The 22,169-nt window shown below is 58.9% G+C and carries 23 protein-coding genes and 1 tRNA gene; 10 read left to right on the top strand and 14 right to left on the bottom strand.

What is annotated here, in order from left to right:
- On the top strand, positions 1-388 hold a 388-nt coding region (locus VNM72_02225; GenBank protein ID HXF04215.1), incomplete at its 5' end, for a hypothetical protein.
- Between the two features lie 16 nt (positions 389-404).
- Here VNM72_02225 and VNM72_02220 read toward each other — a convergent pair.
- The 3 genes from VNM72_02220 to VNM72_02210 all read right to left on the bottom strand — a co-directional run bounded on the left by VNM72_02220 (position 405) and on the right by VNM72_02210 (position 3,327).
- Positions 405-1,349 (bottom strand): substrate-binding domain-containing protein, encoded by a 945-nt coding sequence (locus VNM72_02220; protein HXF04214.1) that lies wholly within the window; start codon positions 1,347-1,349, stop codon positions 405-407.
- Entirely contained in the window at positions 1,346-2,245 is a 900-nt protein-coding gene (locus VNM72_02215; GenBank protein HXF04213.1) for a TIM barrel protein, read from the bottom strand. Before VNM72_02215 ends, VNM72_02220 begins: the two co-directional genes overlap by 4 nt.
- A 119-nt stretch (positions 2,246-2,364) precedes the next feature.
- The gene (locus tag VNM72_02210) at positions 2,365-3,327 is read right to left on the bottom strand and encodes a sugar ABC transporter substrate-binding protein (GenBank protein ID HXF04212.1); all 963 of its coding nucleotides are present in this window, start codon (positions 3,325-3,327) and stop codon (positions 2,365-2,367) included.
- 356 nt (positions 3,328-3,683) lie between these two features.
- Between VNM72_02210 and purM the strand changes: the two genes are divergently transcribed.
- The gene (purM, locus tag VNM72_02205; GenBank protein HXF04211.1) at positions 3,684-4,712 is read left to right on the top strand and encodes a phosphoribosylformylglycinamidine cyclo-ligase; all 1,029 of its coding nucleotides are present in this window, start codon (positions 3,684-3,686) and stop codon (positions 4,710-4,712) included.
- Positions 4,713-4,739: 27 nt separating this feature from the next.
- Complete coding sequence (gene purN, locus VNM72_02200; GenBank protein HXF04210.1) at positions 4,740-5,351, top strand: phosphoribosylglycinamide formyltransferase; 612 nt, start codon at positions 4,740-4,742, stop codon at positions 5,349-5,351.
- 71 nt (positions 5,352-5,422) lie between these two features.
- On the opposite strand, the gene VNM72_02195 is transcribed toward purN, so the two are convergent.
- Complete coding sequence (locus VNM72_02195; GenBank protein HXF04209.1) at positions 5,423-5,854, bottom strand: peptidylprolyl isomerase; 432 nt, start codon at positions 5,852-5,854, stop codon at positions 5,423-5,425.
- 276 nt (positions 5,855-6,130) lie between these two features.
- Between VNM72_02195 and VNM72_02190 the strand changes: the two genes are divergently transcribed.
- The 5 genes from VNM72_02190 (at position 6,131) to VNM72_02170 (ending at position 10,447) form a co-directional block, all read left to right on the top strand.
- On the top strand, positions 6,131-6,562 hold the full coding sequence (locus tag VNM72_02190; GenBank protein HXF04208.1) for a hypothetical protein: 432 nt from the start codon (positions 6,131-6,133) through the stop codon (positions 6,560-6,562).
- A gap of 69 nt (positions 6,563-6,631) precedes the next feature.
- The gene (gene bshA, locus VNM72_02185) at positions 6,632-7,771 is read left to right on the top strand and encodes an N-acetyl-alpha-D-glucosaminyl L-malate synthase BshA (GenBank protein HXF04207.1); all 1,140 of its coding nucleotides are present in this window, start codon (positions 6,632-6,634) and stop codon (positions 7,769-7,771) included.
- Positions 7,772-7,814: 43 nt separating this feature from the next.
- A complete protein-coding gene (gene nth, locus VNM72_02180; protein ID HXF04206.1) occupies positions 7,815-8,561 on the top strand; it encodes an endonuclease III in 747 nt (248 codons plus the stop codon).
- A 112-nt stretch (positions 8,562-8,673) separates the two neighbouring features.
- The gene (locus VNM72_02175) at positions 8,674-9,879 is read left to right on the top strand and encodes a M24 family metallopeptidase (protein ID HXF04205.1); all 1,206 of its coding nucleotides are present in this window, start codon (positions 8,674-8,676) and stop codon (positions 9,877-9,879) included.
- Positions 9,880-9,916: 37 nt separating this feature from the next.
- Entirely contained in the window at positions 9,917-10,447 is a 531-nt protein-coding gene (locus VNM72_02170) for an acyl-CoA thioesterase (protein ID HXF04204.1), read from the top strand.
- A 13-nt stretch (positions 10,448-10,460) separates the two neighbouring features.
- On the opposite strand, the gene VNM72_02165 is transcribed toward VNM72_02170, so the two are convergent.
- From VNM72_02165 to VNM72_02130, 8 genes are all read right to left on the bottom strand, one after another.
- Positions 10,461-11,156 (bottom strand): response regulator transcription factor, encoded by a 696-nt coding sequence (locus VNM72_02165; GenBank protein ID HXF04203.1) that lies wholly within the window; start codon positions 11,154-11,156, stop codon positions 10,461-10,463.
- Positions 11,157-11,196: 40 nt separating this feature from the next.
- Positions 11,197-11,604: a hypothetical protein gene (locus VNM72_02160; GenBank protein HXF04202.1), complete on the bottom strand. Its 408-nt coding sequence runs from the start codon at positions 11,602-11,604 to the stop codon at positions 11,197-11,199.
- A gap of 235 nt (positions 11,605-11,839) precedes the next feature.
- Positions 11,840-12,238, bottom strand: a complete 399-nt coding sequence (locus tag VNM72_02155; GenBank protein ID HXF04201.1) for a PPOX class F420-dependent oxidoreductase — start codon at positions 12,236-12,238, stop codon at positions 11,840-11,842.
- 113 nt (positions 12,239-12,351) lie between these two features.
- Positions 12,352-13,191, bottom strand: a complete 840-nt coding sequence (locus tag VNM72_02150; GenBank protein HXF04200.1) for an undecaprenyl-diphosphate phosphatase — start codon at positions 13,189-13,191, stop codon at positions 12,352-12,354.
- A 143-nt stretch (positions 13,192-13,334) separates the two neighbouring features.
- Positions 13,335-14,999 (bottom strand): ribonuclease J, encoded by a 1,665-nt coding sequence (locus VNM72_02145; GenBank protein HXF04199.1) that lies wholly within the window; start codon positions 14,997-14,999, stop codon positions 13,335-13,337.
- A 375-nt stretch (positions 15,000-15,374) separates the two neighbouring features.
- Positions 15,375-15,818 (bottom strand): hypothetical protein, encoded by a 444-nt coding sequence (locus tag VNM72_02140; GenBank protein ID HXF04198.1) that lies wholly within the window; start codon positions 15,816-15,818, stop codon positions 15,375-15,377.
- Positions 15,784-15,945: a hypothetical protein gene (locus VNM72_02135; protein ID HXF04197.1), complete on the bottom strand. Its 162-nt coding sequence runs from the start codon at positions 15,943-15,945 to the stop codon at positions 15,784-15,786. The genes VNM72_02140 and VNM72_02135 overlap by 35 nt, the downstream gene beginning before the upstream one ends.
- 306 nt (positions 15,946-16,251) lie before the next feature.
- Positions 16,252-17,499: a carboxypeptidase-like regulatory domain-containing protein gene (locus VNM72_02130; GenBank protein HXF04196.1), complete on the bottom strand. Its 1,248-nt coding sequence runs from the start codon at positions 17,497-17,499 to the stop codon at positions 16,252-16,254.
- A 388-nt stretch (positions 17,500-17,887) separates the two neighbouring features.
- On the opposite strand from VNM72_02130, the gene dacB reads away from it, so the two are divergent.
- Positions 17,888-19,483, top strand: coding sequence for a D-alanyl-D-alanine carboxypeptidase/D-alanyl-D-alanine-endopeptidase (gene dacB / locus VNM72_02125; GenBank protein HXF04195.1), 1,596 nt, complete (start codon positions 17,888-17,890; stop codon positions 19,481-19,483).
- A gap of 20 nt (positions 19,484-19,503) precedes the next feature.
- Here the strand turns inward: dacB and VNM72_02120 are convergent, their stop codons facing one another.
- Positions 19,504-21,210, bottom strand: coding sequence for a carbamoyltransferase C-terminal domain-containing protein (locus tag VNM72_02120; protein ID HXF04194.1), 1,707 nt, complete (start codon positions 21,208-21,210; stop codon positions 19,504-19,506).
- Positions 21,211-21,403: 193 nt separating this feature from the next.
- Here VNM72_02120 and VNM72_02115 point away from each other — a divergent pair.
- A tRNA-Ile gene (locus VNM72_02115) sits at positions 21,404-21,480 on the top strand.
- Between the two features lie 68 nt (positions 21,481-21,548).
- On the opposite strand, the gene VNM72_02110 is transcribed toward VNM72_02115, so the two are convergent.
- On the bottom strand, positions 21,549-22,169 hold a 621-nt coding region (locus VNM72_02110), incomplete at its 5' end, for a hypothetical protein (protein HXF04193.1).

Below are 22,169 nucleotides of genomic sequence, written 5' to 3'. Positions count from 1 at the left end.
CCCAGAGGTCAAAGCGAAAGCCGAGAGCTTTCTCACTGCGCTGGCCGAGCTGGTGGGAAACGTGACGCCCCCGCCACCTCCGCCACAAGGGGCGCGCATAGTCTATCGTCGGACATCCCTGATCAAGGGACCGCTGACGGCGTTTGGATATGACTATCTCAGCGATCGTCTCGGTGAGGATCGTGTGCGCTCGCTTGGGCTGCTCCGTTTTCAGGGACTTCGGGGCTCCGGCAGCGAGTATGCCTACGAAGTGCTTAACTTCGTTGATGGTCGGCGCACCGCCCAGGAGATTCGGGATATGGTTTCCGCCATCTATGGACCGATCCCGCTGGAGCTGGTCCTGGAGTACCTCCGCGCACTGTCCGAGATCGGTGTGATTGAGCAATGAAGGCTACTCGTCCCCCTTACCGGGTGTCGTCGGGTAGTGGAGAGGGAGGAGTGAGCTTGCGGCGGTCGAGCAGATCAACGGGAATGGGAATGAACGCGGGCACAGCCTCCCCGCGAAAATATTTCGCTATGGTCTCGATGGTCGTGCGACCCATGAGGTAGGGATTTTGCGCGACGTCGGCGCGAAGCGCCGAGCCCCGACTGATGGCTGCCCGCGCTTCTTCCGTGGCATCATAGCCGACGAGCACGATGTCGGTGCGCCCCCGCGCTTCCAGAACGCTCAAGGCTCCCAGGGCGGAATCATCGTTGATGGCGAAGATGCCTTTGATCTCCGGGTGCGCCTGGAGTAAATCCTCGGTGGCATTGGCGGCCTTATCACGCACGCCGTCACCGTTGGGTCGAGCTACAATCCTGACGGCGGGAAACCGTCTCAAGCCCTCTTCAAATCCGGCAACCCGCTCTTGAACCGACTGTATGTAAGGCTGGTCAATAATGGCCACGGCACCGGCTCCGCCGATCTGCTCGGCCAAATACTCGGCAGCCAAGCGTCCTCCCGCGCGATTGTCCGAAGCAATATGTGATACGACCTGCCCTCCCGCCGCCGAGATGTCGGTGGTGAAGACGGGGATACCTGCCCGATTGGCCCGTTCGATGGCCGGGACGATGCCTTTGGAATCGTTCGGTGCAACGATGATGGCATCAACCCGCTGAGTGATGAAATCTTCGATTTGGGCATGATGCCGGGCCAGATCCCATTCGCCCGCTTGAATGAGGAGACGAAAGTTGTGCTCGCGGGCCGCATCGAGCAGGCCGCGTTCAAGCTCTCGATAAAACGGATGCTGCTTGGTCAGCAGCGACACGCCGATGGTCTTTTGCGCCGATGACTCTTGCGATGACCGACAACTGACCAGCAAGGCAGCGCCGATGATGAGTCCTGCGAAAGGAGCATAGACGGCTCTCATAATCCGATCACCTCGCGCAGGTAAGCTCGACTGCGGCGGGCACTGGCGAGGGGATTGACCCCGGGCTGACGGATATCTACATCTTGCTCGACGACGGCCCACCCATCGTAATTGGCTTCCTGCAGGGCAGTCACCACGGCCCGGATATTGACGGCTCCTTCTCCCAGTTCGCAAAAGACGCCGCGCCCGACCGCTTCGAGGAATCCCAGTCGCTCGCGGCGCACGGCGTCAAGAACCGGCGCCCGGACATCCTTCAGGTGGAGATGCCAGATGCGCCTCCCGAACCTTCGCACGGCATCCACCGGGTCACCTCCCCCGTAAACATAATGGCCCGTGTCGAGGCAGAGGCCGACATCCGCCGGGTCGGTGAGGGCGAGCAGTCGCTCGATTTCTTCCGGAGTTTCCACATACGTTCCGGCATGATGATGGAAGGCCGTGCGCAATCCACGCGCGGCGCAGGTGCGAGCCATGCGCATGATCATGTCGGCGGCCGCTCTCCATTGGTCTTCCGTCAACCCGTGCGGCTCCTGGAAAACGCGCCCCGCAATGGCCATACGTTCGGGCGTCATCGCGTCAGCCAGCACGATGAGCGTCGCACCGCAAGCCCTCAGGAGATCCGCTACTTTCTCTACCTCTCGCTCGGCTCGCTCACAAGCGGACGGCTCGGACAGTGGAATCGGGACGAAGGCAGAAACCAGGTGCAATCCCCGAACGGAGAGCTCGGCCTGTAACCTGTCAGGACTGGTTGGAAGGAACCCGTATGGCCCTAACTCGGTCCCACTGTAGCCCGCCTCCGCCATTTCATCGAGGACCTGAGAGTAGGTTTTGTTCGTCCCGAATCCTTCTACCTCGAAAATGCCCCAGCTCACCGGGGCTGTAGCGATCTTAATGCCCATTGTTCCTGCTCCGCAAATGTCATGCAGACTCTCCGTTCTCTACTTTTTCGCAGGCTGGAAAGGCCGCGCACGTGGCTGTGCTACCAAAGGCTTTCCAGTCCGTGCATTCTTATCGCAGCCTAGAAAGGCTGTGCCTGGTCCCGCAGAAACTCGTCGGCGTTCTCCCGGGTCACGAGCGTCGTTCCGGTATCAATGCGTTTTTCCACCGGCTCTCCTCGAATGGCCCGAATGGCGGTCTCCACAGCCCGTCGGCCCATGAGGAACGGATGCTGAGCGACAACAGCCGCGATCTGACCGGCTTTGACCGCGCGGACCGCTTCCTTGCCCGCGTCGAAGCCAACGAGGATCACCTTCCCCGTGAGGTTGCGGGCGGCCAACGCTTCCATGGCACCGAGCGCCATCTGATCGTTTGTGGCGAAGACGGCCGCCAGGTCAGGATGAGATGTCAGGATATTCTCCATCACCGTCATGGCGAGTGCCCGTTCGCTGTTGGCCGGTTGAATTGTTACCAGCTCAATGTCCGCCGCGGCGGCGATCGCTTCTCGAAATCCCGCGACTCGATCCTCGTGCGCCTGCACGCCCAGAATCCCCCGAATCACGGCGACTTTTCCCTTCCCGCCGAGAGCGCGAACGACGTACTCTCCTGCGAGCTTTCCCCCCAGCCGATTGTCCGTGCCGATGTAACTCAACTTATCGGGCCAGGGCGCATCGGTATCCACAAGAAGCACGGGGATTCCGGCAGCCCGCGCCTTCTGGAGAACGGGGATGACCTCCGACGCTCCTGCCGGAGCAACAGCTAGGGCGGAAACCTTTTTCAGGATTTGATCCTCAAGAATGGACACCTGCTGATCAATATTGATCTCGCGCTCGGGTGCCAGGACAACTACTTCGACGTCGGGATGATCGCGGGCGGCGGCTTCAGCACCGTTCTTGAGCGCCAACCAGAATTCGCTATCGAGCGCCTTGGTCACGACCGCGATCCGGTACGTGGCCGAGCGTTTCTTTTCACCGCACGCAGCCCCCATCCCGATGATAACCAAGATCACCGCGACGATCGTCGTCATCGAGACGGTCCGTCTCACGCTTCTCGCCACCTTAAAAGATCTGCTCCCGCTCATCGCGTCCTCCGCTACAGCGTTATCCCTACTGCCCTTGGTCCGTCTTCCGCGATGTTCTCCCAACGCTTTGACAATGACTTTCGCCACCCATCGGACGGCCCGCGAATAGTAGCATTTTTTGTTTGCTATGGCGAGGAAAACCCCAAGCCCGTCCTCCGGGGGCCGAAACTCCTGGCGGCAGCGACCAGTCTTTCACCGTCGGCACGAAGCCCGGGGGCATCCCATTACCCATCTGTGACGGGGACCGAAATCAGCTCCTCTGAGCCGTTCACATCTGGACAGGTGCGGCGGCGATTTGTTAATGTCTCGGCGTGAACAGAATGACGTACAGCGACGCCGGCGTCAATATTGACCGAGCGACGCTGGCCAAACAAGAGATTAAAAGGCTCGTCCGTGAAACCTTCAGCGAGAATGTCCTGTCGGACATTGGGGGATTTGGTGCGCTCTTTCGCGCGGAGTTTTCGTCCTGGCGTGATCCGGTTCTCGTCTCGAGCGTTGATGGAGTGGGAACCAAGCTGAAAATTGCCGTGGCTACGGGGATCCATCACACCGTGGGCTATGATCTTGTCGCACACTGCGTCAACGACATTCTCGTCCAGGGAGCGCGACCGCTCTTTTTCCTCGATTACATTGCGATGGGCAAGCTCGTTCCCGAAACCGTCGCTGAGATCGTCCGGGGGCTGGTGGCGGGCTGTCGGGAATCTGGCTGCGCGCTCATCGGAGGTGAAACGGCGGAGATGCCCGATGTCTATGCTCCGAGGGAGTACGATCTGGCGGGATTCATCGTCGGCATCGTCGAGCGAGGGCGGATCATTGACGGGCGACAGATCCGTCCCGGAGATCGTGTCCTGGGTTTGCCCTCACTGGGACTGCACACGAACGGCTACTCTCTGGCGCGAAAACTTCTCTTTGACGTGGCCGGGTGGACGGTGGACACATTCGTCGCAGAACTCGGGTGCACGGTCGGTCAGGAACTTTTGAAACCCCACCGAAATTATCTGCCGCCTTTATCGCCTCTGCTCGACAAGGGGTGGATCAAAGGGCTCGCCCATCTCACCGGAGGAGGCTTCCTGGAGAACATCCCCCGCATTCTCCCCGACGGATGCGCCGTCGAGATTCACTTGGGGAGCTGGCCCGTTTTGCCCATTTTCGCTCTTCTGGAGCGATTGGGCCAGCTTGATCTGATGGAGATGTACCGGACGTTTAATATGGGGATCGGTCTGGTGATCATCGCCGATCCCGCTCAGAGCGACCTCATTCTTGATTCATTCCGCGCTCGTGGAGAGGCGTGCTACCGTATTGGGCAGGTTATCGAGGGGGATCGAACAGTGCGCCTCACCCCTCCATGAGCGCCACCGCGCAAGAGTCCGAGGATCATGAGCGAGAAAACGAAACTGGGTATTCTCATCTCCGGGCGCGGCTCCAACATGCTGGCCCTTATCGAGGCTGTGGAACAGGGCAAGGTGAATGCGGAAGTCGCCGTCGTCATTAGCAATACGGAGAAAGCCGCGGGACTGGAGAGGGCGCGAGAACACGGCGTGGAGACGCTCGTCATCAGCCATCAAGGTCTCAGCCGTGAGGAGCACGAACGCCGTGTCGTCGCCGAACTGAAAAAGCGGGGAGTCGGCCTGGTGTGTCTGGCGGGATATATGCGCGTGCTCAGCCCCTATTTCCTCAGCCAGTTCCCTCAACGGGTGCTGAACATCCATCCGTCACTGCTGCCCGCGTTCCCCGGCCTGGAGGCACAGCGGCAGGCTCTTGAATACGGCGTCAAATACACCGGCTGCACCGTCCACTTTGTTGACGAAGACGTGGATCATGGTCCGATCATCGCTCAAGCCGTCGTGCCGGTCTTCGACGACGATACCGTGGAGTCTCTCTCGGCCCGGATTCTCAGCCAGGAACACCGCATCTACCCGGAAGCCGTTGCTCTGGTCGTGAGCGGAAAATATAAGATCGAGGGACGACGGGTCCTGGCAACGGACTGAGCTGCGCCGTATATCCGGAGGGAACATTCGGGGCGAATATTCCCTCCCCTCCGTAGATTCCGGCGACAGACTCAGCTTACGGAAACCACCTCGATATCAAAGATGAGGGTCTGACCGGCCAGGGGGTGATTGGCATCGAGTGTGACCGTGTCGTTAGTGACGCGGGTCACTGTAATGGGAATCACCCGTCCCGATTCCGTATGCAGTTCCAGCGTCATCCCCTCCTCCAGGGGGAAGTCAACATGCAGATCGGCGCGGGGAACTTCTTTGACGAATTCTTCGATATAGGGGCCGTAGGCCTCTTCCGGCTGAATCTCGACCGTCTTTTTCTCGCCCGCCTGCATCCCGAGGAGCGCCCGCTCAAAGCCCGGGATGACCATCCCGCTGCCGATGACGAACTCCAGCGGCTCGCTTCCCCGTGAGGTGTCGAAGATGAAACCGTCTCTCAGGCGCCCGGTGTAATGGACGCGTACGACGCTTCCTTTTTCGGCTCTTGCTGCCATTCTTTCTCTCTCCTTTTGCCGGGCCGCTCGCGCGGCCCGTAAAAAAAATCAGCCCATAACCTGTTTCGAGGGATGAGCTGACGGTGTCATCTCACGCCTCTTGACGGGTTATGTCGTTCGTCAGTGTAGCACCCGCCACTGCCGTTGGCAACAGGAATTCTCCGGTTGCAAAATACGAACGTCTTGAATACAATCCAAGCGACAGACGGATGAGCGCAAAACATCGCACGGATATGATCCGATCACCGGAACGACAAAGGAGACGACAATTCGGCGATGAAGTGTGAATATTTCGTCTGGACCGATCGAACGCGGCTTCCCGCGGTGGGGGATTTGACGGCCACGCTCTCGCAAGGGGGTGTAACCTGTGAGGCCCGCCCGATCCGCACGGACAGTCACAATAACTGGACGACCCTGGAGCTTCGGGCTGAGACTCCTGACGGAGAAGCCACCTGCACCATCACCGTGACGATGCCTACCCCGGAAGAAATTGATGAAATGCGTCAAACCTACGAGACGCTTCCCTTGCAGGTGAAGAAGGCGGCGCGACGCTATGCCGTGACCGCCGAGAGCGATCCCTACGGCCAGGCCACCGATTTTCACCTGCGGGTGACGGCGGCGGTGGCGCGATTGACCAATGGGATCATTGACGATCCCAAGGAAAACGGCCTGATGATGCTCGATGAATTCGAGGAATATATTGGCTGAAGCCGTCCCCAAAGTCGCTCTCCCGCTCGAGATGTTCCCTCGGTATCCGTCCATACCGGTCAGGAGAGTATGAGAATCGGCATCACCTGTTACCCGACCTATGGCGGCAGCGGGATCGTTGCCTCGGAACTCGGCAAAGAGCTGGCGGCACGAGGGCATGAAGTTCACTTTATCTCCACGGCATTGCCGACGCGGTTGACCGAACTCTCCGACCTCATTTATTTTCACGAGGTCGAGATGCTCGACTATCCCCTATTCGAGTACCTGCCCTATGATATGGCTCTGGCAACCAAGCAGTTCAACGTCTGCCGCGATTTCCGTCTCGACGTGCTTCATGTTCACTATGCCATTCCCCACTCGATCAGCGCCTATCTCGCCCGCGAGATGTTGCGCCCGGAACGGTATCTTCCCGTGATCACGACGCTTCACGGCACGGACATTACGCTGGTGGGGCGCGATCGGTCCTATCTGCCGATCACGCGATTTGGCATCGAGCAAAGCGATGGGGTGACAGCCGTCTCTCATTACCTGAGTCGCATGACCTGTGAAACGTTTGGCGTCTGCCACGTGCGGGTTATTCCCAACTTCATCAACGGGGCCGATTACTTCCGCCGACCGGCGGAGTGCCTCCGGGAAAAGTTCGCTCCTTATGGCGAGAAAATTCTGATGCACATCTCCAACTTCCGTCCGCTTAAGCGAGCGCCAGATTGCGTGGAGATTTTCGCTCGTGTGGCCGATCGCGTGCCGTCCAAGCTGATCATGGTGGGCGATGGACCCGATCGGGGGCGCGTGGAGTGGCTCGTGGCCCGTTACGGCTTGCAAGAACGCGTCCACTGCGTGGGCAAGCAGCCGCACATCAGCGAGTATCTCTCGCTGGCCGACGTTTTGCTTCTGCCGAGTGAGATGGAGGCTTTTGGTCTGGCTGCCCTCGAGGCCATGGCCTGCGAAGTCCCCGTCATCGCGAGTCGCGTGGGCGGTATCCCCGAAGTGGTGGAAGATGGCGTCACCGGATTCCTTCTCGAGTGCGGGGACATCGAAGGCATGGCTCAGGCTGCACTTCGCCTCCTGCAGAGTGACGACCTCCGGGCCGAGATGGGTCAGCGCGCCCGACAAAGAGCCCTCGACCGCTTTGCCAGCGAGAAGATCATCCCTCGTTATGAGGACTACTACCGGGAAGTGCTGGAAAAAAGTCAAAGCACGAGGTCCTGACGGCGAGCAAGTGCCCCGGCGGGATTGGATGGAGAAATCATAGATGAGTACGCATTCCCGACGAACGAAAGCAGTCAGTCAAGGGACGGGGGCGTCCGGACACCGTCGCACCGAGGATGAGCCGCCCCGGGTGAAAGTCCGAACTGTTATCGCCCGGCTGGAAGCCCGATATGGAATCCCTCGACTCCGAGCCGATCGTGATCCCCTGGATACGTTGATTGAGACCATCCTCTCGCAGGCCACCAATGACCGGAATCGAGATCGCGCCTTCGCCGAATTAAAGCGTCAGTTCCCAACTTGGGAGGCTGTGCGACGCGCCCCCGTGCGCCAGATCGCCCGTGCTATTCACAGCGGCGGATTGGCAGCGGTGAAATCCGCCCGGATCAAAAAGATTCTTGCGCATATCCAGCAGCGGGTGGGTTCCCTGGATTTGAACTTTCTGCGTCGCATCCCCGTCGAACAAGCGCGTGCTTTTCTGACTTCGCTCGATGGCGTCGGACCCAAAACGGCGGCTTGCGTATTGCTCTTTTCGTGTCAGCGTCCGGTCTTCCCCGCCGATACCCATATCCTGCGCGTGACGCGACGACTCGGCTGGATCCCCGAGAACTGCTCCGATGAGCGGGCTCATGAGATCCTCGGGCGCCTCATCCCCGCCGAAAAATGTTATTCCGCGCATATCAACCTCATCCGGCTCGGACGCGATGTATGTCGGCCCCGCGCACCCCGGTGCGATGAGTGCTGCCTCCGATCCGAATGCCCTTTCCCCCAGGAAACGACCCGCTTCCATTGACTCCAGCAGGGGGGATGCACTATCAGTGTAGCGCAGCCTTTCCGGGCGGCGAAAGAAAATCGCAGGCGGGAAAGTTTGCGCGACAGTAGTGAAAACAGAGAGGAGAAGCGGAATGAATCAACGTGCGTCTATTGCAGATATTCAGAAGGCGGTGGCAAAAGCCGGACTCGACGGATGGCTTTTCTACGACTTTCGTCAATCAGATCCGATGGCCTACCGCATCCTGGGGCTCGATCAAGAACGGTTAGGAACGCGGCGATGGTTTTACTTCATCCCTTCCTCGGGCACTCCCACCAAGATCGTTCATGCCATCGAACGAGATTTCCTCGATTCGCTGCCGGGGGAAAAGCTCATCTACCTGCCCTGGCAGGAACTCCACGACCGTTTGAAACACACGCTGGCGGGGCGGAAACGCATCGCCATGCAGTACTCGCCTCAGAATGACATCCCGTATGTCTCCCGTGTGGATGCGGGAACGGTCGAACTCGTTCGGAGTTTTGGCTGCGAGATCGTTTCCTCGGCGGACCTCGTCCAACAGTTCGAGGCCACCTGGACCGACGATCAGTTGGCATCGCATCTGTGGGCGGCTCCGCTCATGCGACGGATCGTTGATGAGACGTTCGCCGAAATTGCCCGGCGTGTTCGTGAGGAGGGAGAAACCAACGAGCTGGATGTTCAACGCTTCATTGTCTCGCGCTTTAACCACTATGGACTCGTAGCGGATCATCCTCCCATCGTGGCCGTCAATGCTCACTCGGCCAATCCCCACTACACGCCGACCGAGGAGACGTCCGAACGTATCCGCTCGGGTGACTTCGTCCTCATTGATCTCTGGGCCAAGCAGAAAGATCGCCCCCGGTCCGTCTACGTTGACATCACCTGGACGGGATTTGTCGGCCAACAGGTGCCCGAGCCCTATTGCTCCGTCTTCGACATCGTCCGACGGGCTCGCGATCGAGCGATCGAATTGGTGCGGGAGGCCGTCTCAGCTGGTCGCCCGCTTCATGGATGGGAGGTGGATGAGGCCTGCCGGAAGGTGATCGTTGACGCCGGCTACGGACAGTTCTTTCTGCACCGGACGGGTCACTCCATCGGCGAAGACGTTCACGGCAACGGAGCCAACATGGATAACCTGGAGACGCGAGACAATCGAACCATCATTCCGCGAACGTGCTTTTCCATCGAACCGGGAATTTACCTGGAGGGCCGGTTCGGCATCCGTAGCGAGGTGGACGTCTACGTCGGCGAAACGGACGTTCTCGTCTCGCCGAGCGATGTTCAAACCGAAATCATCCCCATCCTGGCCAGAGCCGAGTGAAGAAGGGGATGATTCAACAAATGGGAAAGGAGGACCGATGGCAGAGGAGCGTAGCGACTGGCGTGACGATGAGGGCAGCATGAAGGGGAAACGTGTGAGAGACAGCGAAGTGGTGCTCGCGCAGATGACGCAGGTTGAGCATGCCAATCCGCTCGGCAACGTTCATGGCGGTTGGATCATGAAGATGATGGATGAGGCCGGAGGTATTGTAGCTTCCCGCCATGCGCGACGACCGACGGCGACCGCCGCCGTTGACTCCATTCAATTCCTCGCGCCCGTCCACGTGGGCGAGCTGGTCCATGTCCGGGCGCGCCTGACCCGCGTGTGGCGCACCTCGATGGAAGTGGAAGTTCAAGTTGTGGCCGAGGATGTTCTGACGGGCGAACAACGAACGACGGTGACCGCCTATTTCGTTTATGTGGCCCTCAATCGGGATGGACGGCCAACGCCGGCGCCCCCGCTGCTCATTGAAACCGAAGAGGAACGGAAGAGATGGGAGGAAGCCGACCGTCGTCGAGCGGAACGGTTGGCGCGGCGCGCCTCGGCGCCGTCAGGGGCGTCGTCCTGAGGCCGACCCCCGGTCACCGCGCCGCTTCCCCCGAAGGCTCCGGCGTTCTCATGACGTAGCCCATGCCGCGCACCGTGTGGATGAGCTTGGGTTCAAATCCACGATCAATCTTGTTTCGCAGGTAATTGATGTAAACGTCAATGACGTTGGTGAGCGCATCATAGGTTTCGCCCCAGGCGCTCTCGGCCAGGATCGTACGGGAAAGGACCTGATTGGGATGGCGCATGAGACATTCCAACAACGCATATTCCTTGGGTGTGAGCGTGATCTCCTTGCCCGCACGGGTGACGCGCCGGGTCAGTGGATCGAGAATTAAATCGCCCACCTGCAGCCGTAAATCCGGCTCATATTTACTCCGCCGCTGCAACGCCCGAAGGCGGGCGAGAAGCTCGGCGAAGGCGAACGGTTTGGTCAGGTAATCATCGGCGCCGCTATCAAGAGCCTTCACCTTGACATCCACCGTATCGCGCGCCGTCAGCATGAGGATCGGACACTTCACCCCCCGACGGCGAAGTTCACGACAGACATCAATACCGTCTCGCAGCGGCAAGAGAATGTCGAGGATGATGATGTCGTAGAGATTTTCCGTTCCGTAGTAGAGCCCCTCTTCCCCATCAGCAGCGCAATCAACAGCGTAGCCTTCTTCCTCGAGCCCTCGTTTGAGGGTGGCCGCCATCTTTTTCTCATCTTCAACGATCAAGACCCGCATCGTTGATTTTTGCAGAAACGAGCGACGTCGCCTTTTCCGGTTACTTCTTGAAGAGTTGATCGAATGCAGCCCGGGGATCCCGGATATTGGACAGCGACGCCGAGGTCTCGCGCTCCACTACCTTGCGCGGCTCAAAAAACTCGCAATGGTTACGCAGGTCTTTTCGGGGGATGCGTTCCGGGATCGGTTCGGTGCACTCGAAGTGGCTGCCGGGATCAAAATGGACGCAATTTTTGCAGGTATGAAGGTCCGCTCCGCACTTGGGGCACTCACTGTCCTCGGTGATTCCCATCTCGGATCGCACATAGGCACCGCACAGAGCGCAGCGAAAGACCTCTCTCACAGCGAGCAGTGCCGGTGTGGGGACATCGCCCGACCGTCGCGGTGTACGCGAGCGCCGTTCCTCACGATCATAATCCTGCATGTAATCTGGGTATCGGTATTTCATAGCCTCTCCTTCGCACGAAATCGTATCATCTGATCCCTCGCGCCCGGCCTGACGGCGTTGGTGGCAGCCCGACCGGGATACCCCATGAGCCATCAGGACATGGTTGGCACACCGATTCTCCAGAGTCGCTCCCGGTTTCTTCCGCCTGGAATCCCCGCAGCGAGCACTGGCGGAATCAGTGATGAGGATCAATGACAGGTTTATTATACCGAGCGGCGGTCCATCTGACAATCTTTCATCCGAGCGTCCAGACGCGGTCCGGCTTGATCTTGTAGATCACGCGCACTTCGCCCGGCTGGCGATAGGGGTACCGATCCACACCGAGATATTTCTTGGCCAGCCGATCAATATGAGCGTCGGCTCCTTCTTCAGTGATCTCGACGACGCGCCCCTGAATCCCCAGATAGCGATAGGGATTGTCGGGATCGAGGATGACGAGCGACACGCGGGGATCGCGCCGGATGTTCCGATCTTTCACCCGGCCCCGCGCCGAGTTGACAAGCACACAGGCGCCGTCGAAGTCACACCATACGGGCGTCACCTGAGGGGATCCGCTCGGAAGCACCGTCGCCAGACAGGCGAACGCTCGCTTCTCAAAGAGATCGAGAAATTCCTTGGGTATGACGTCCTTCATAGCATCCTCCGTAGGGAGAAAAATGTGACGTGGGCGTTCTGGACGCCACGTCGGTATTGTGTCCGCACTCTTGGATCCTTTCTCGCGTGAACAGGAGCTTCCCGTCGCTCATGTCACTCGATGCGTCCCAAGAGCAAGAGAATGATCAAAACGATTCCCAGGGCAATCCGATAACCGATGAACAGAGCGGTGGAGTGGGTTTTCAAATAGCGAAGCAAGAAGGCGATGGCCGCATAGCCGCTCACCCCTGCCACCACCGTGGCCAGAAGCAACGGCGCGCTTGTGGCAGACGTCAGCTCGTGGCGAATATCGTAGAGTTCGTACAGGCCGCTCAGCGCGACAGCGGGAATGCTCAGGAGAAAGGAAAATCGCGCCGCCGCCTCCCGCGTGAGACCGAGGAATAATCCCGCGGTGATCGTTGTTCCCGACCGAGAAGAACCGGGGATCAAGGCGAGTGCCTGAGCGACACCGATGATCACGGCATCAAGCAAGCGAATATCGTTGATCTGCCGCGCGTGTGTCGAGACCCGCTCCGCCCACGCGAGCACCAGTGCCAACCCGATCAGGCTGCCCGCGATGATCCATAGAGACCGTGCCTCGGTCTTGATGAAATCCTCAAACAGCCATCCGGCCACAACGATCGGGACCGTGCCGCTGCCGATATACCAGGCGAGACGGGACTCCTCCGTCTCTTGAGGACGACGCACGATCAGCGAATGAGCGAAGGCCCGGGTGAGACAGACCACATCCTGCCAGAAATACACCAGGACCGCCAGTAGCGTTCCCAGTTGAATGATGGCCGACGCCGGAGCACCGGGATCGTTCCACGAATGGCGATTATCCGCGGTTTTCATCACAGCCGGGATAATCCGCAGGTGAGCCGTGCTGCTGATGGGGAGGAACTCCGTGACCCCTTGAACGAGGCCGAGGACGATTGCTTCGAGATACGACATGGCCTTCCCTCATCCGACCACCGACGAGGTTTCCACACGGTGTCGCTCCACCGGGGCATGCGCCGAGAAGAACGGCGACTCGGCAATGTTCCGCGTCGCAGGGACGTCTCTTCTCCTCATTCTCGCATTCTCCGGGTGCCGGATTAGATCTCGATAATCACCGGGATGATCATGGGATGACGCTCGGTTTGCTTGACGATGAATCGCTTCAGCTCCAGCCGAATCTTCTCCTTCATGACCGCCCAGTCCGTCTTCTCGTCGGGATCCGCCGATGTCACCGTCTGCTGGACGAGATCACGGGCCTGATCGAGCAAGCCCTCCCCATCGTCGCTGGCGATGAATCCCCGGCTGATGATTTCCGGGATCGCTTCCAGCTCGCCGGTCGTCTTGTTGATGACAACGATGGGAAGGATGAATCCGTCCTCGGCCAGGTGACGCCGGTCACGGATAATGAACTCTTCGATCTCCTCAAATCCGGCTTCGTCAATGAACGTCCGTCCGACGGGGATTGTTTCTCCTGTCAGTCGGGCCCCGCTCTGACTCAGGGCGATGACCTGCCCATTTTCGGCCACGATCACTTGCTCGGGCGCAAATCCGGATGCGCAGGCGAATTCCTTATGGCGAGACAACCGGCGAAAGTCCCCGTGAATCGGAATGAGCACGCGCGGTCGAACGGCCTCGTACAGGAGTTTGAGATCCCCCTGGTACGGGTGACCGGACACGTGAACCATTTTGACCGATTCGTCAATCACGGTGGCTCCCCGTCGGTAGATATGATCAATCAATCGGGCGATGGCTCGCTCGTTTCCGGGAATAATTCGCGCCGACAATATGACGGTATCGCCGGGCTGGATCCGAAGTTGTTTATACGATCCCGTCGCCATTCGCGCCAGAGCCGCCATCGGTTCGCCCTGACACCCAGTCACCAGCATGACGACCTTGTCGGGGGGCAACCGATTTACATCAGCAGGGGAGATGAGCAATCCGGGGGGAACATCCAGATACCTCTCGTTGATTGCCGTTTCGACCATCCGGGTCATCGTCGGTCCCACCAGAGCCACCCGGCACCCATAATCATGCGCCAGATCGAGGATCAGTTGAATTCGATGGATGGACGAGGCAAAGCAACTCACGATGATGCGTCCGGGAGCCCGCTCGAAGATCTCCTCCAGAACGGGCAGGACGGCCCGCTCCGACGGCGTACGCCCGGATCGCTCGACATTGGTCGAATCCGCCAAAAGGGCGAGCACGCCGCGATCTCCGTACTGCCGCAGCCGCCGAAGATCCGTCGGCTCGCCGATGACCGGTTCCTCATCAAGCTTGAAATCCGTAGCGTGGATGATCACTCCCACCGGCGTGGTGATGGCCAGGGCGAAACAATCAATCGTTGAGTGAGCGGCCCCGATGAATTCAATATCAAACGGTCCCGTCTCCACAAAATCGCCGGGTTCCACCATCCGGCACTCGACATCAGCGATGAGCCCATGCTCGATGAGCTTATGTTCCAGTACGGCCAACGTGAATCGAGACCCATACACGGGAACATTCGCTACCTTGAGAAAGAAAGGAACGGCCCCGATGTGATCCTCATGTGCGTGAGTCAGCAAAAGCGCTTTGATGCGAGAGGCGTTCTCCTCGATAAACCTCAGGTCGGGGATGACCACGTCCACCCCGTGGAGGCTCTCGTCGGGAAAGGTCATCCCCGCATCAATGACAATGATCTCCTCGCCGTACCGGAGAGCCAGCATGTTCATCCCGAATTCACCGAATCCGCCCAGAGGAATGAGTTCAACTGTCTGCTCGCTCACGTGGTTTCCTCCCTGCAGTTCACAGTTCGGCCAATTCCCCCTCACCAAATGTACAGCTTCGAACCCGCCCCAACCGGTGTCTCCCCCGCTCACGGATAACCAGGACGCCGGGGGGATTCCCGCGCCGGCGGGATCGAAGCTCAAGGGGAATAGGGTGACCCAAGGACATCATCCGACCGACTGCGCAAAAATATCGCCTGGTCACCATCTACTTGGCAGGCGGAGATTGTAGCCATCTCGCGTCATTTCATGCAAGTACTCACGGGCCCCGCGAATGTTCCGGAAATCCGTATAATGCCCATCGCGAACAGGGACGGGCACGGATGCACAACACCAATCTCGTAACCTTACACTATGGCTTTCCGCGAAGGAGTTTCACTTGAATCTCCTTCTTTGAGCCCGTACGGTTATCGCCCTGGCCGAGGCATAATGCTCCTGAATGAACCTCTCTCCATCCAGGGGCACATCCAGCGGCACGGCGAAAACAAGATAACGTCCCTGGGGGACTCCTTGAAGTGAGAAGGAGGTGGTTCCACTCGCATAAGCATGAATGTAACTGTCAAGCCTGTCCCACCGGGTCGGATCCTCTGGAACTAAAACAATGTGGATGGTCCCGACGTCTTCATCCGTATTGGTCACAATCCCCGACATCTCCCTAACTTCGTCGGAGACAACCACGAATACGTTCTGAATCTTCTCGCTGGCCTTCAGGGAAATGTCCGAATCGGTCAGATCCACACCCTTGACCAGAACCCTTTTCAGGAAAAAATGGTTGTCAGAAGAACTAAGGACGAAATTTACCCGGTGGGAGACCGCCAAAGCGAAACGTCCCGTCCGGGTTGACCCGACCATCATGACGGGGACAGATGGCGTTGGGCATCTCAATCATCGTCATCCGTAGATCGAGGGAGAACTGGGTCGTCTCCAGAGTACGGTTTCCCACCATTGCAACGCGGCCGCTGACTTCGGCCCCTTCGACCAACAAGACCTCGACATGTGTCGTTTCCTGCGACCCAACCCGAACCGGTTGAGATATTCCCAGGAATCGGCCATCGGAGGAGTGAGAGAGACAGTCCCGGCACGCCCGCACCGACTGGCACGACAGCACCGCCTCAATAACGAAAAGGACTCTCGGAGGAGCTTCCTTCCCGGCTCCTCCGGTGTGCCCCAGGGGATGTCTTCCTCGCCTCTTCCAACAAGACCGGTGGGTATTACCCTGCTGGTCCGCTACCTGATTGGCCGATAGGGATTCCTATGGGGTAACTGTCACCGTATATTGGCGGCCTGGAAGAACCTTGAGACTGTATGTTCCATCAGTCCGGGTTTCTGTGCTGTTGGTGAAGGCAGCACCGGGAACGTTAACCAGTTCGCTGCTGCTGACGCTGATCTGAGCATCCGCTACCGGACGACCGGAGGAATCCGTCACTTTGCCCGACAGCGTTACGGTCGGCCCCAGCTCAGGACGCAGGAAATCTTCCGTACTGTCACCGGTTAAGACCTTCTGTCGCCCCGGAATGGGAAAGGACAGGCCCGCTTCCTCGCCATCAAGCCTGATCTCGGTCGAGACGAGAAGATTATACGTCCCCTGGGGAAGGACCATCCGATAGTTCCCTGTCGAGACGCGTTCCGGCACGAAGACGACAGCGTTCGTCCGGACTAAGAACGGGACCGATTCATCAATGTCGAAGGCGAGGAGCGTCGAAGGGACGGCCCCTTGACCTGAGGCGTCAGTGATCTTCCCTTGAAGCGTGACCACGGCGGGAAGAGTCAGATCGAGCGTTCTGTCTCCGGTCACCGTTACCGATGTCATGTTCAGATTGAGAATCTCATCGAGAGCAGGAGCCGGTTCCTGCGTGACGCCAAACGTGACGCGATACTGCCCCGCCGGAACCTTAATCTTATAAGAACCGTTGGCCTGTGGTTGCAGGACCTGAATTTGCCCATCGTCGGAAAAGAACGAGACAACACCTCGTGGCGGGAGTGATCCCGCACTGGTGATACGGCCCTGGACGAGAAACGTCCTGGGGGGATCCGGCAAGGTCAAATTGCGCGTCGTATTACAGGTCACGTTCAGCGCATCAATCAACCTGTAGGTCACGTTGAGGACGGAGCCCGTATCCTCATCGAGGATCGGAACGGTGGCGGAAATGACGTATGTTCCCGGCGGGAGCACAATCCGATACCGTGCCGTCGGTGGAAGCGGGAAAGGAGAGAACTGGATTGTTCCCGTGTAGCTTTGATCTCCTGCCGTCGCCGTGACGCTACCGGCAAAGACCGGAGCCTCCTCCGAGTCCGTGATGGTTCCTGACAAGACACAGCCACTCGGCAACACGAAATCTTGCGTCGTATTCGTGAGAATCGTGAGACCGCTCACCCTTTGTGATAAAAGCTGCTGGTTATTCTGAGCAACGGTTCCCACGGGAAAGATGAATCCGGGCAGAACGAGAGTCACGACTACGGTCGCTCGTGCGCGACGCCAATAGGATGTGAGAATTTTCATCTGGGCCTCCTTGCGATTTCTGAACTCCTTTGCACGATATATTCTCCTGTTTGCCGCGCAACATTATCTTGATTCCCCAAGCGATGTCAACAAAACCAAAGGGAGATTCGCAGCCTGGAAAGGCTGCTCTACCTGTGGCGCGGGCTTTCGAGCCCGCGCGTTCTTCTTTCGCACCCCGGGAAGGACGCGCTACGAGAAAGACATGGTGTCCGGGCGACGGATTCCGCACACCAGTCACCGTAACGAAGGTTTTTTCTTGTTGGATTTTCGGCCTCCTGCTAAGATTCCGCCGATGCTGCGAAAAAAGCGAACAGCGCACGCGATGCAGGCAGAACAGATCATCGGGCACGACACTCGAGCAGAGTTCATTAAGAAAACGGGGGGGATTATGAACGGTCTCCAGAGAAATTACCCACGGGCCGATTCCCCAAAGAGGGTGAAGGTGAACTCTCCCCTGGAGAGAGGCATCCGGTGGCTGGTGAGTTTCGGACTTGTGTTAATGCTCGTTGTGGTCGTTCCGGCACCGGTCCCGGCACAGCCGAAGATTCAGAAGAGGTCGCGCATCACGCGCGCTCTGAGGGAACTTCAGCGCGACCTTCGCGCCATCATCGAACGTCCATCGTTTGCCACTACTCGATGGGGAATACTGGTGGAATCGCTCGATGGGCGCCAGGTCATCTTCTCGCACAATCCCACGCAGCTTTTCACCCCGGCCTCTAACATGAAGCTTTACACGACGGCAGCAGCACTGGTTCACCTCGGCCCGGACTTTCGCTTTCGCACCTCGGTCTATGCCACGGCAAAACCCGACGAGCGCGGCCACCTCGAAGGCGATCTTATTCTTTACGGACGAGGCGATCCGAACCTTTCGACGCGAACGGTGGCCCATGGGGTGTTGACGCCGCTCAGCCGGTTGGCCGATCAGCTCTATGATGCGGGCGTGCGAGACGTCTTCGGCGACATCGTCGGCGACGAGAGCTATTTCGTCGGTCCCCGCCTGGGGGTCGCGTGGGAATGGGATGATTTGCAATGGTACTATGGGACGGAAGTGAGCGCTCTCACGCTTGATGACAACGCCGTGGAGATCATCATTCAACCTGGCTCTCAGATCGGTGAACCGGCCCGCCTTTATACGAGACCGGAGACGTCCTATGTCACCATTCTGAACCACGTCGTCACGGTGGAATCGGGAGCCGCTCAACGCATTATCGTTGATCGCCCTCTCGGAGGAAACACCGTCGAGGTATGGGGGACGATCCCCCTGACGAGTCTCGGTTACCGGGCATCCCTGGCGATTTCCGATCCGGCTCGTTACGCTGCCCATCAGTTCCGCCAGGAACTCCTTCGGCGTGGGATCCGAGTTCACGGACGGGCGACCTCAGCCGACTGGAGATACCGTCGCGAGCATCCACTCCCCGTGAGCAGCCTTGTTGAACTGGCCTTTGTAGAGTCCATTCCCTTGAGGGAAGAGATTCGCATTCTCAATAAAATCAGCCAGAACCTTCACGCCGAACTCCTTCTGCGGACGCTCGGTGCTGTGGTCAAAAAAGAAGGCTCCGACACGAGGGGCCTGGAGGTGGTGAGCGAGTTTTTGCAGTCCCTTGGCGCTCGAATGCAGGGGATTCGGTTCCGTGACGGTTCGGGATTGTCGCGTCAGAACCTGATCAGTCCAACGACAACGGTTGATTTGCTTCGAGGCATTCGCGCGCATCCCCAGGGGGACATCTTTCTGGCGTCGTTGCCGGTCGCCGGAGAAGACGGCACGCTCGAACGACGCATGAGGGAGACGCCGGCCGCCGGACGCGTTCGCGCCAAGACGGGAACATTGGCCTATACCTACACGCTCTCGGGCTACCTCACGACCATTTCCGGCCGGGAGCTTGTCTTCAGCATCATGGTCAACGATCATACCGGAGAGGCAGCCGACGCCGTCCGTGCCATTGATGAGATCTGCGCTCGACTGAGCGCGTTCACCGACCGATAATGGACGCCGCAAGTCTTGCGCTACCGCCGGGTGACGAGAAAACGGTCGAGGACAAGATAATCCATCTCCGACCGAAGGAAACAATCCACTGCATCTTCCGGCGTGCACACGATGGGTTCCTGGATGTTGAAGGACGTGTTAAGGAGCACCGGCACACCCGTCAATCGGTCGAACTCGGCGATCAAGCGCCAGTAGCGGTCATTCGTTCGCCGACTGACGGTTTGAGGGCGTGCTGTTCCATCCACATGGATGACGGCAGGAATCTTTTCGCGCATGGCGGGAACCACTTCATGAACGGTGATCATGAACGGAGCCTGAAGCGGTCGTCCGAAGACCTCAGCGGCTCGTTCTTCCAAAACTGAGGGAGCGAACGGGCGGAATGGTTCCCGGAGTTTCACCTTGTGATTGATGATGTCCTTGATCTCGGCCCGTCGTGGATCGGCGAGAATGGATCGGTTACCGAGTGCTCGCGGTCCCCATTCCATTCGTCCCTGGAACCAGGCCACGAGCTTCCCTTCGGCGAGAAGCCGAGCCGTCTCGGCGATGAGCTGGTCCTCGGGCAGTTCTCGCCAGACGAGCGGCTGATTTTCAAGAGCGGCCAGCATGGCGGCTCGATCAAATTGCGGTCCCCAGTAGGCATGCTCCATTACACGGCGATCGGTCCGCCCCAAAAGACAGTGATAAATGTAGAGCGCAGCACCGAGGGCTGCGCCCGCATCATGTGCCGCCGGTTGGATGTAGACCGCATCGAATCCGGCTTCGCGTTCGATCCGTCCGTTGAGCACGGCATTGAGAGCACAGCCGCCGGCCAGACAGAGGTATCGCTCCCGCGTCTTCTCCCGCAGCCAGGCGAGGAGGTGAAGGACCGTGTCCTCGAACACCTTTTGCGCGCTGGCCGCGATGGCAAAATGACGCGCTGTGAATTCCTCATCTTTTCTTCGTGGGGGACCGATGACCCGTTGCAGCTCGGAAGAGAACTGGTACTTTTTGGCCAGGTGATGGTCGAGCAGGCTGATGTTCAGTTCGAACTCCGCCGGTCCCGTCAGCCGAAGGATCTTCCGCCGAAAGTAATCGTAGAATTCCGGCTCGCCGTAGGCGGCTGCCCCCATGACTTTGTACTCGTCCCCCTCGAACATGTCGAAGCCGAGGTAGTTGGTGATGGCCGAGTAAAATTGCCCGAGCGAATGCGGCAGCTTGATCTCTTTGAGCTTGACGAGGCGATGTCCCTCTCCCCGGGCCAGCAGTGTCGTCGTCGCTTCACCCGTCCCATCAAAAGTGAAGATGGCTGCCGAATCAAACGGCGAACAAAAGAATGTGCTGGCAGCATGGCTCAGGTGATGCTCAATGTAGTGAAAGGCGAAATCCCCACCCCCGTAGTGCTCGCGCAGAAATCGCGGCAGTCGCATCATGGGAAAATAACTTCCCGAAACCTGCTCGCGCCCTCGCACGACCCGGGTGATGAAGTGATCGGGCGAGCGCGTTAGGGCGGCCAGCGTCGTTTTAATTCGATGTCCCAGGACCCAGGGGCGCCAGTAGAGTCCCACATGGGCAACATCGCGCATCGTGATGCCGGCTTCGGCTAAAACATACTGAAGCGCGTTGTAGGGGAATCCCACATGGTGCTTAATGCGGGAGAAACGCTCTTCCTCCGCTGCCGCGATGATCTCTCCATCCCGCAGCAGGACCGCCGCCGCTTCGCCCATCGTCGTTAAACCGAGGATGTACATAAGCCAGAAATTAGGCGGAAAGCCCGCCGATCGTCAACCGCTCGGCAGTGGATATCGGCTCCAGGACAGCCACGTCGTATGCCCTCGTTGAGTCGTGGCTCAACACCATTCAAAGCGACAAAGGACTCTCCTCACGGTCCGCACGCCTTGCCGGTCGTGCCGCCTGTTGGCTATAGTTCATTACGCACACGGTGGGCCCATAGCTCAACCGGTGAGAGCGACAGACTCATAATCTGTGGGTTCCAGGTTCGAGTCCTGGTGGGCCCACCACCGCCGACCGCGGGGGAAAGCCTGCGTGAAACGATGCGCTTTTTCCCGGAAGCCCTGGCCAACATGGATTACTCTCGCTTCGTCAGCATCGAACGATACGGTTCGTGAACGATGATTTCAGCCGTGCGCCGGGCTTCGTCGAGCCAGGCGATCAATTCCGATGTCACTTTTTCATCGGAGATGATCTTCTCCAGCAAGGTCCGAACCTGCTCAAGAGCGGGAGGCTCCTGTCCGCGGGCGCGAGCGACGGCAACGACCTTTTGCTGGTACGCCGATTGGATTTCCTGATCGCTGACGAAGACGAACGATCGGAAGCGGAAGTCAATGAACCGAAGAATTTCCAGCCGGTGCCGGGCGATCTCGCGCAGGGTTTCGGAATCCAGTCCCGCCTCCTCGATCCGTCGGCGGAAGACCGATTCGGACGGGAAACGGGCGATCAGTTGCCTCAAATAGTCTTGCACGTCGGCGTCGGAGATTTCGATGGCGGGAAGCTTTTCGGCTTCCTGGTCGAGCAGCCGCTGATCTATGAGCTGTTGAAGGGCTCGGACGTCCCTGTCGGGAGGCCCCGGATGATCAGCCAGTTCCGGGTCGAGCGCGAGATACCACCGGATGTCGCTTTCACTGATCACATCGCCGTTGACGACGGCGGCGATGCGGTCAACGAGCCGGAACGTTTGGGACCCGACCCG

The sequence above is a fragment of the Blastocatellia bacterium genome (assembly GCA_035573895.1).
In the GTDB taxonomy this organism is placed as follows: Bacteria; Acidobacteriota; Blastocatellia; order HR10; family HR10; genus DATLZR01.
Note: the sequence above shows the minus strand (reverse complement) of the source record. Positions and strands in the feature narration are given on the sequence as shown.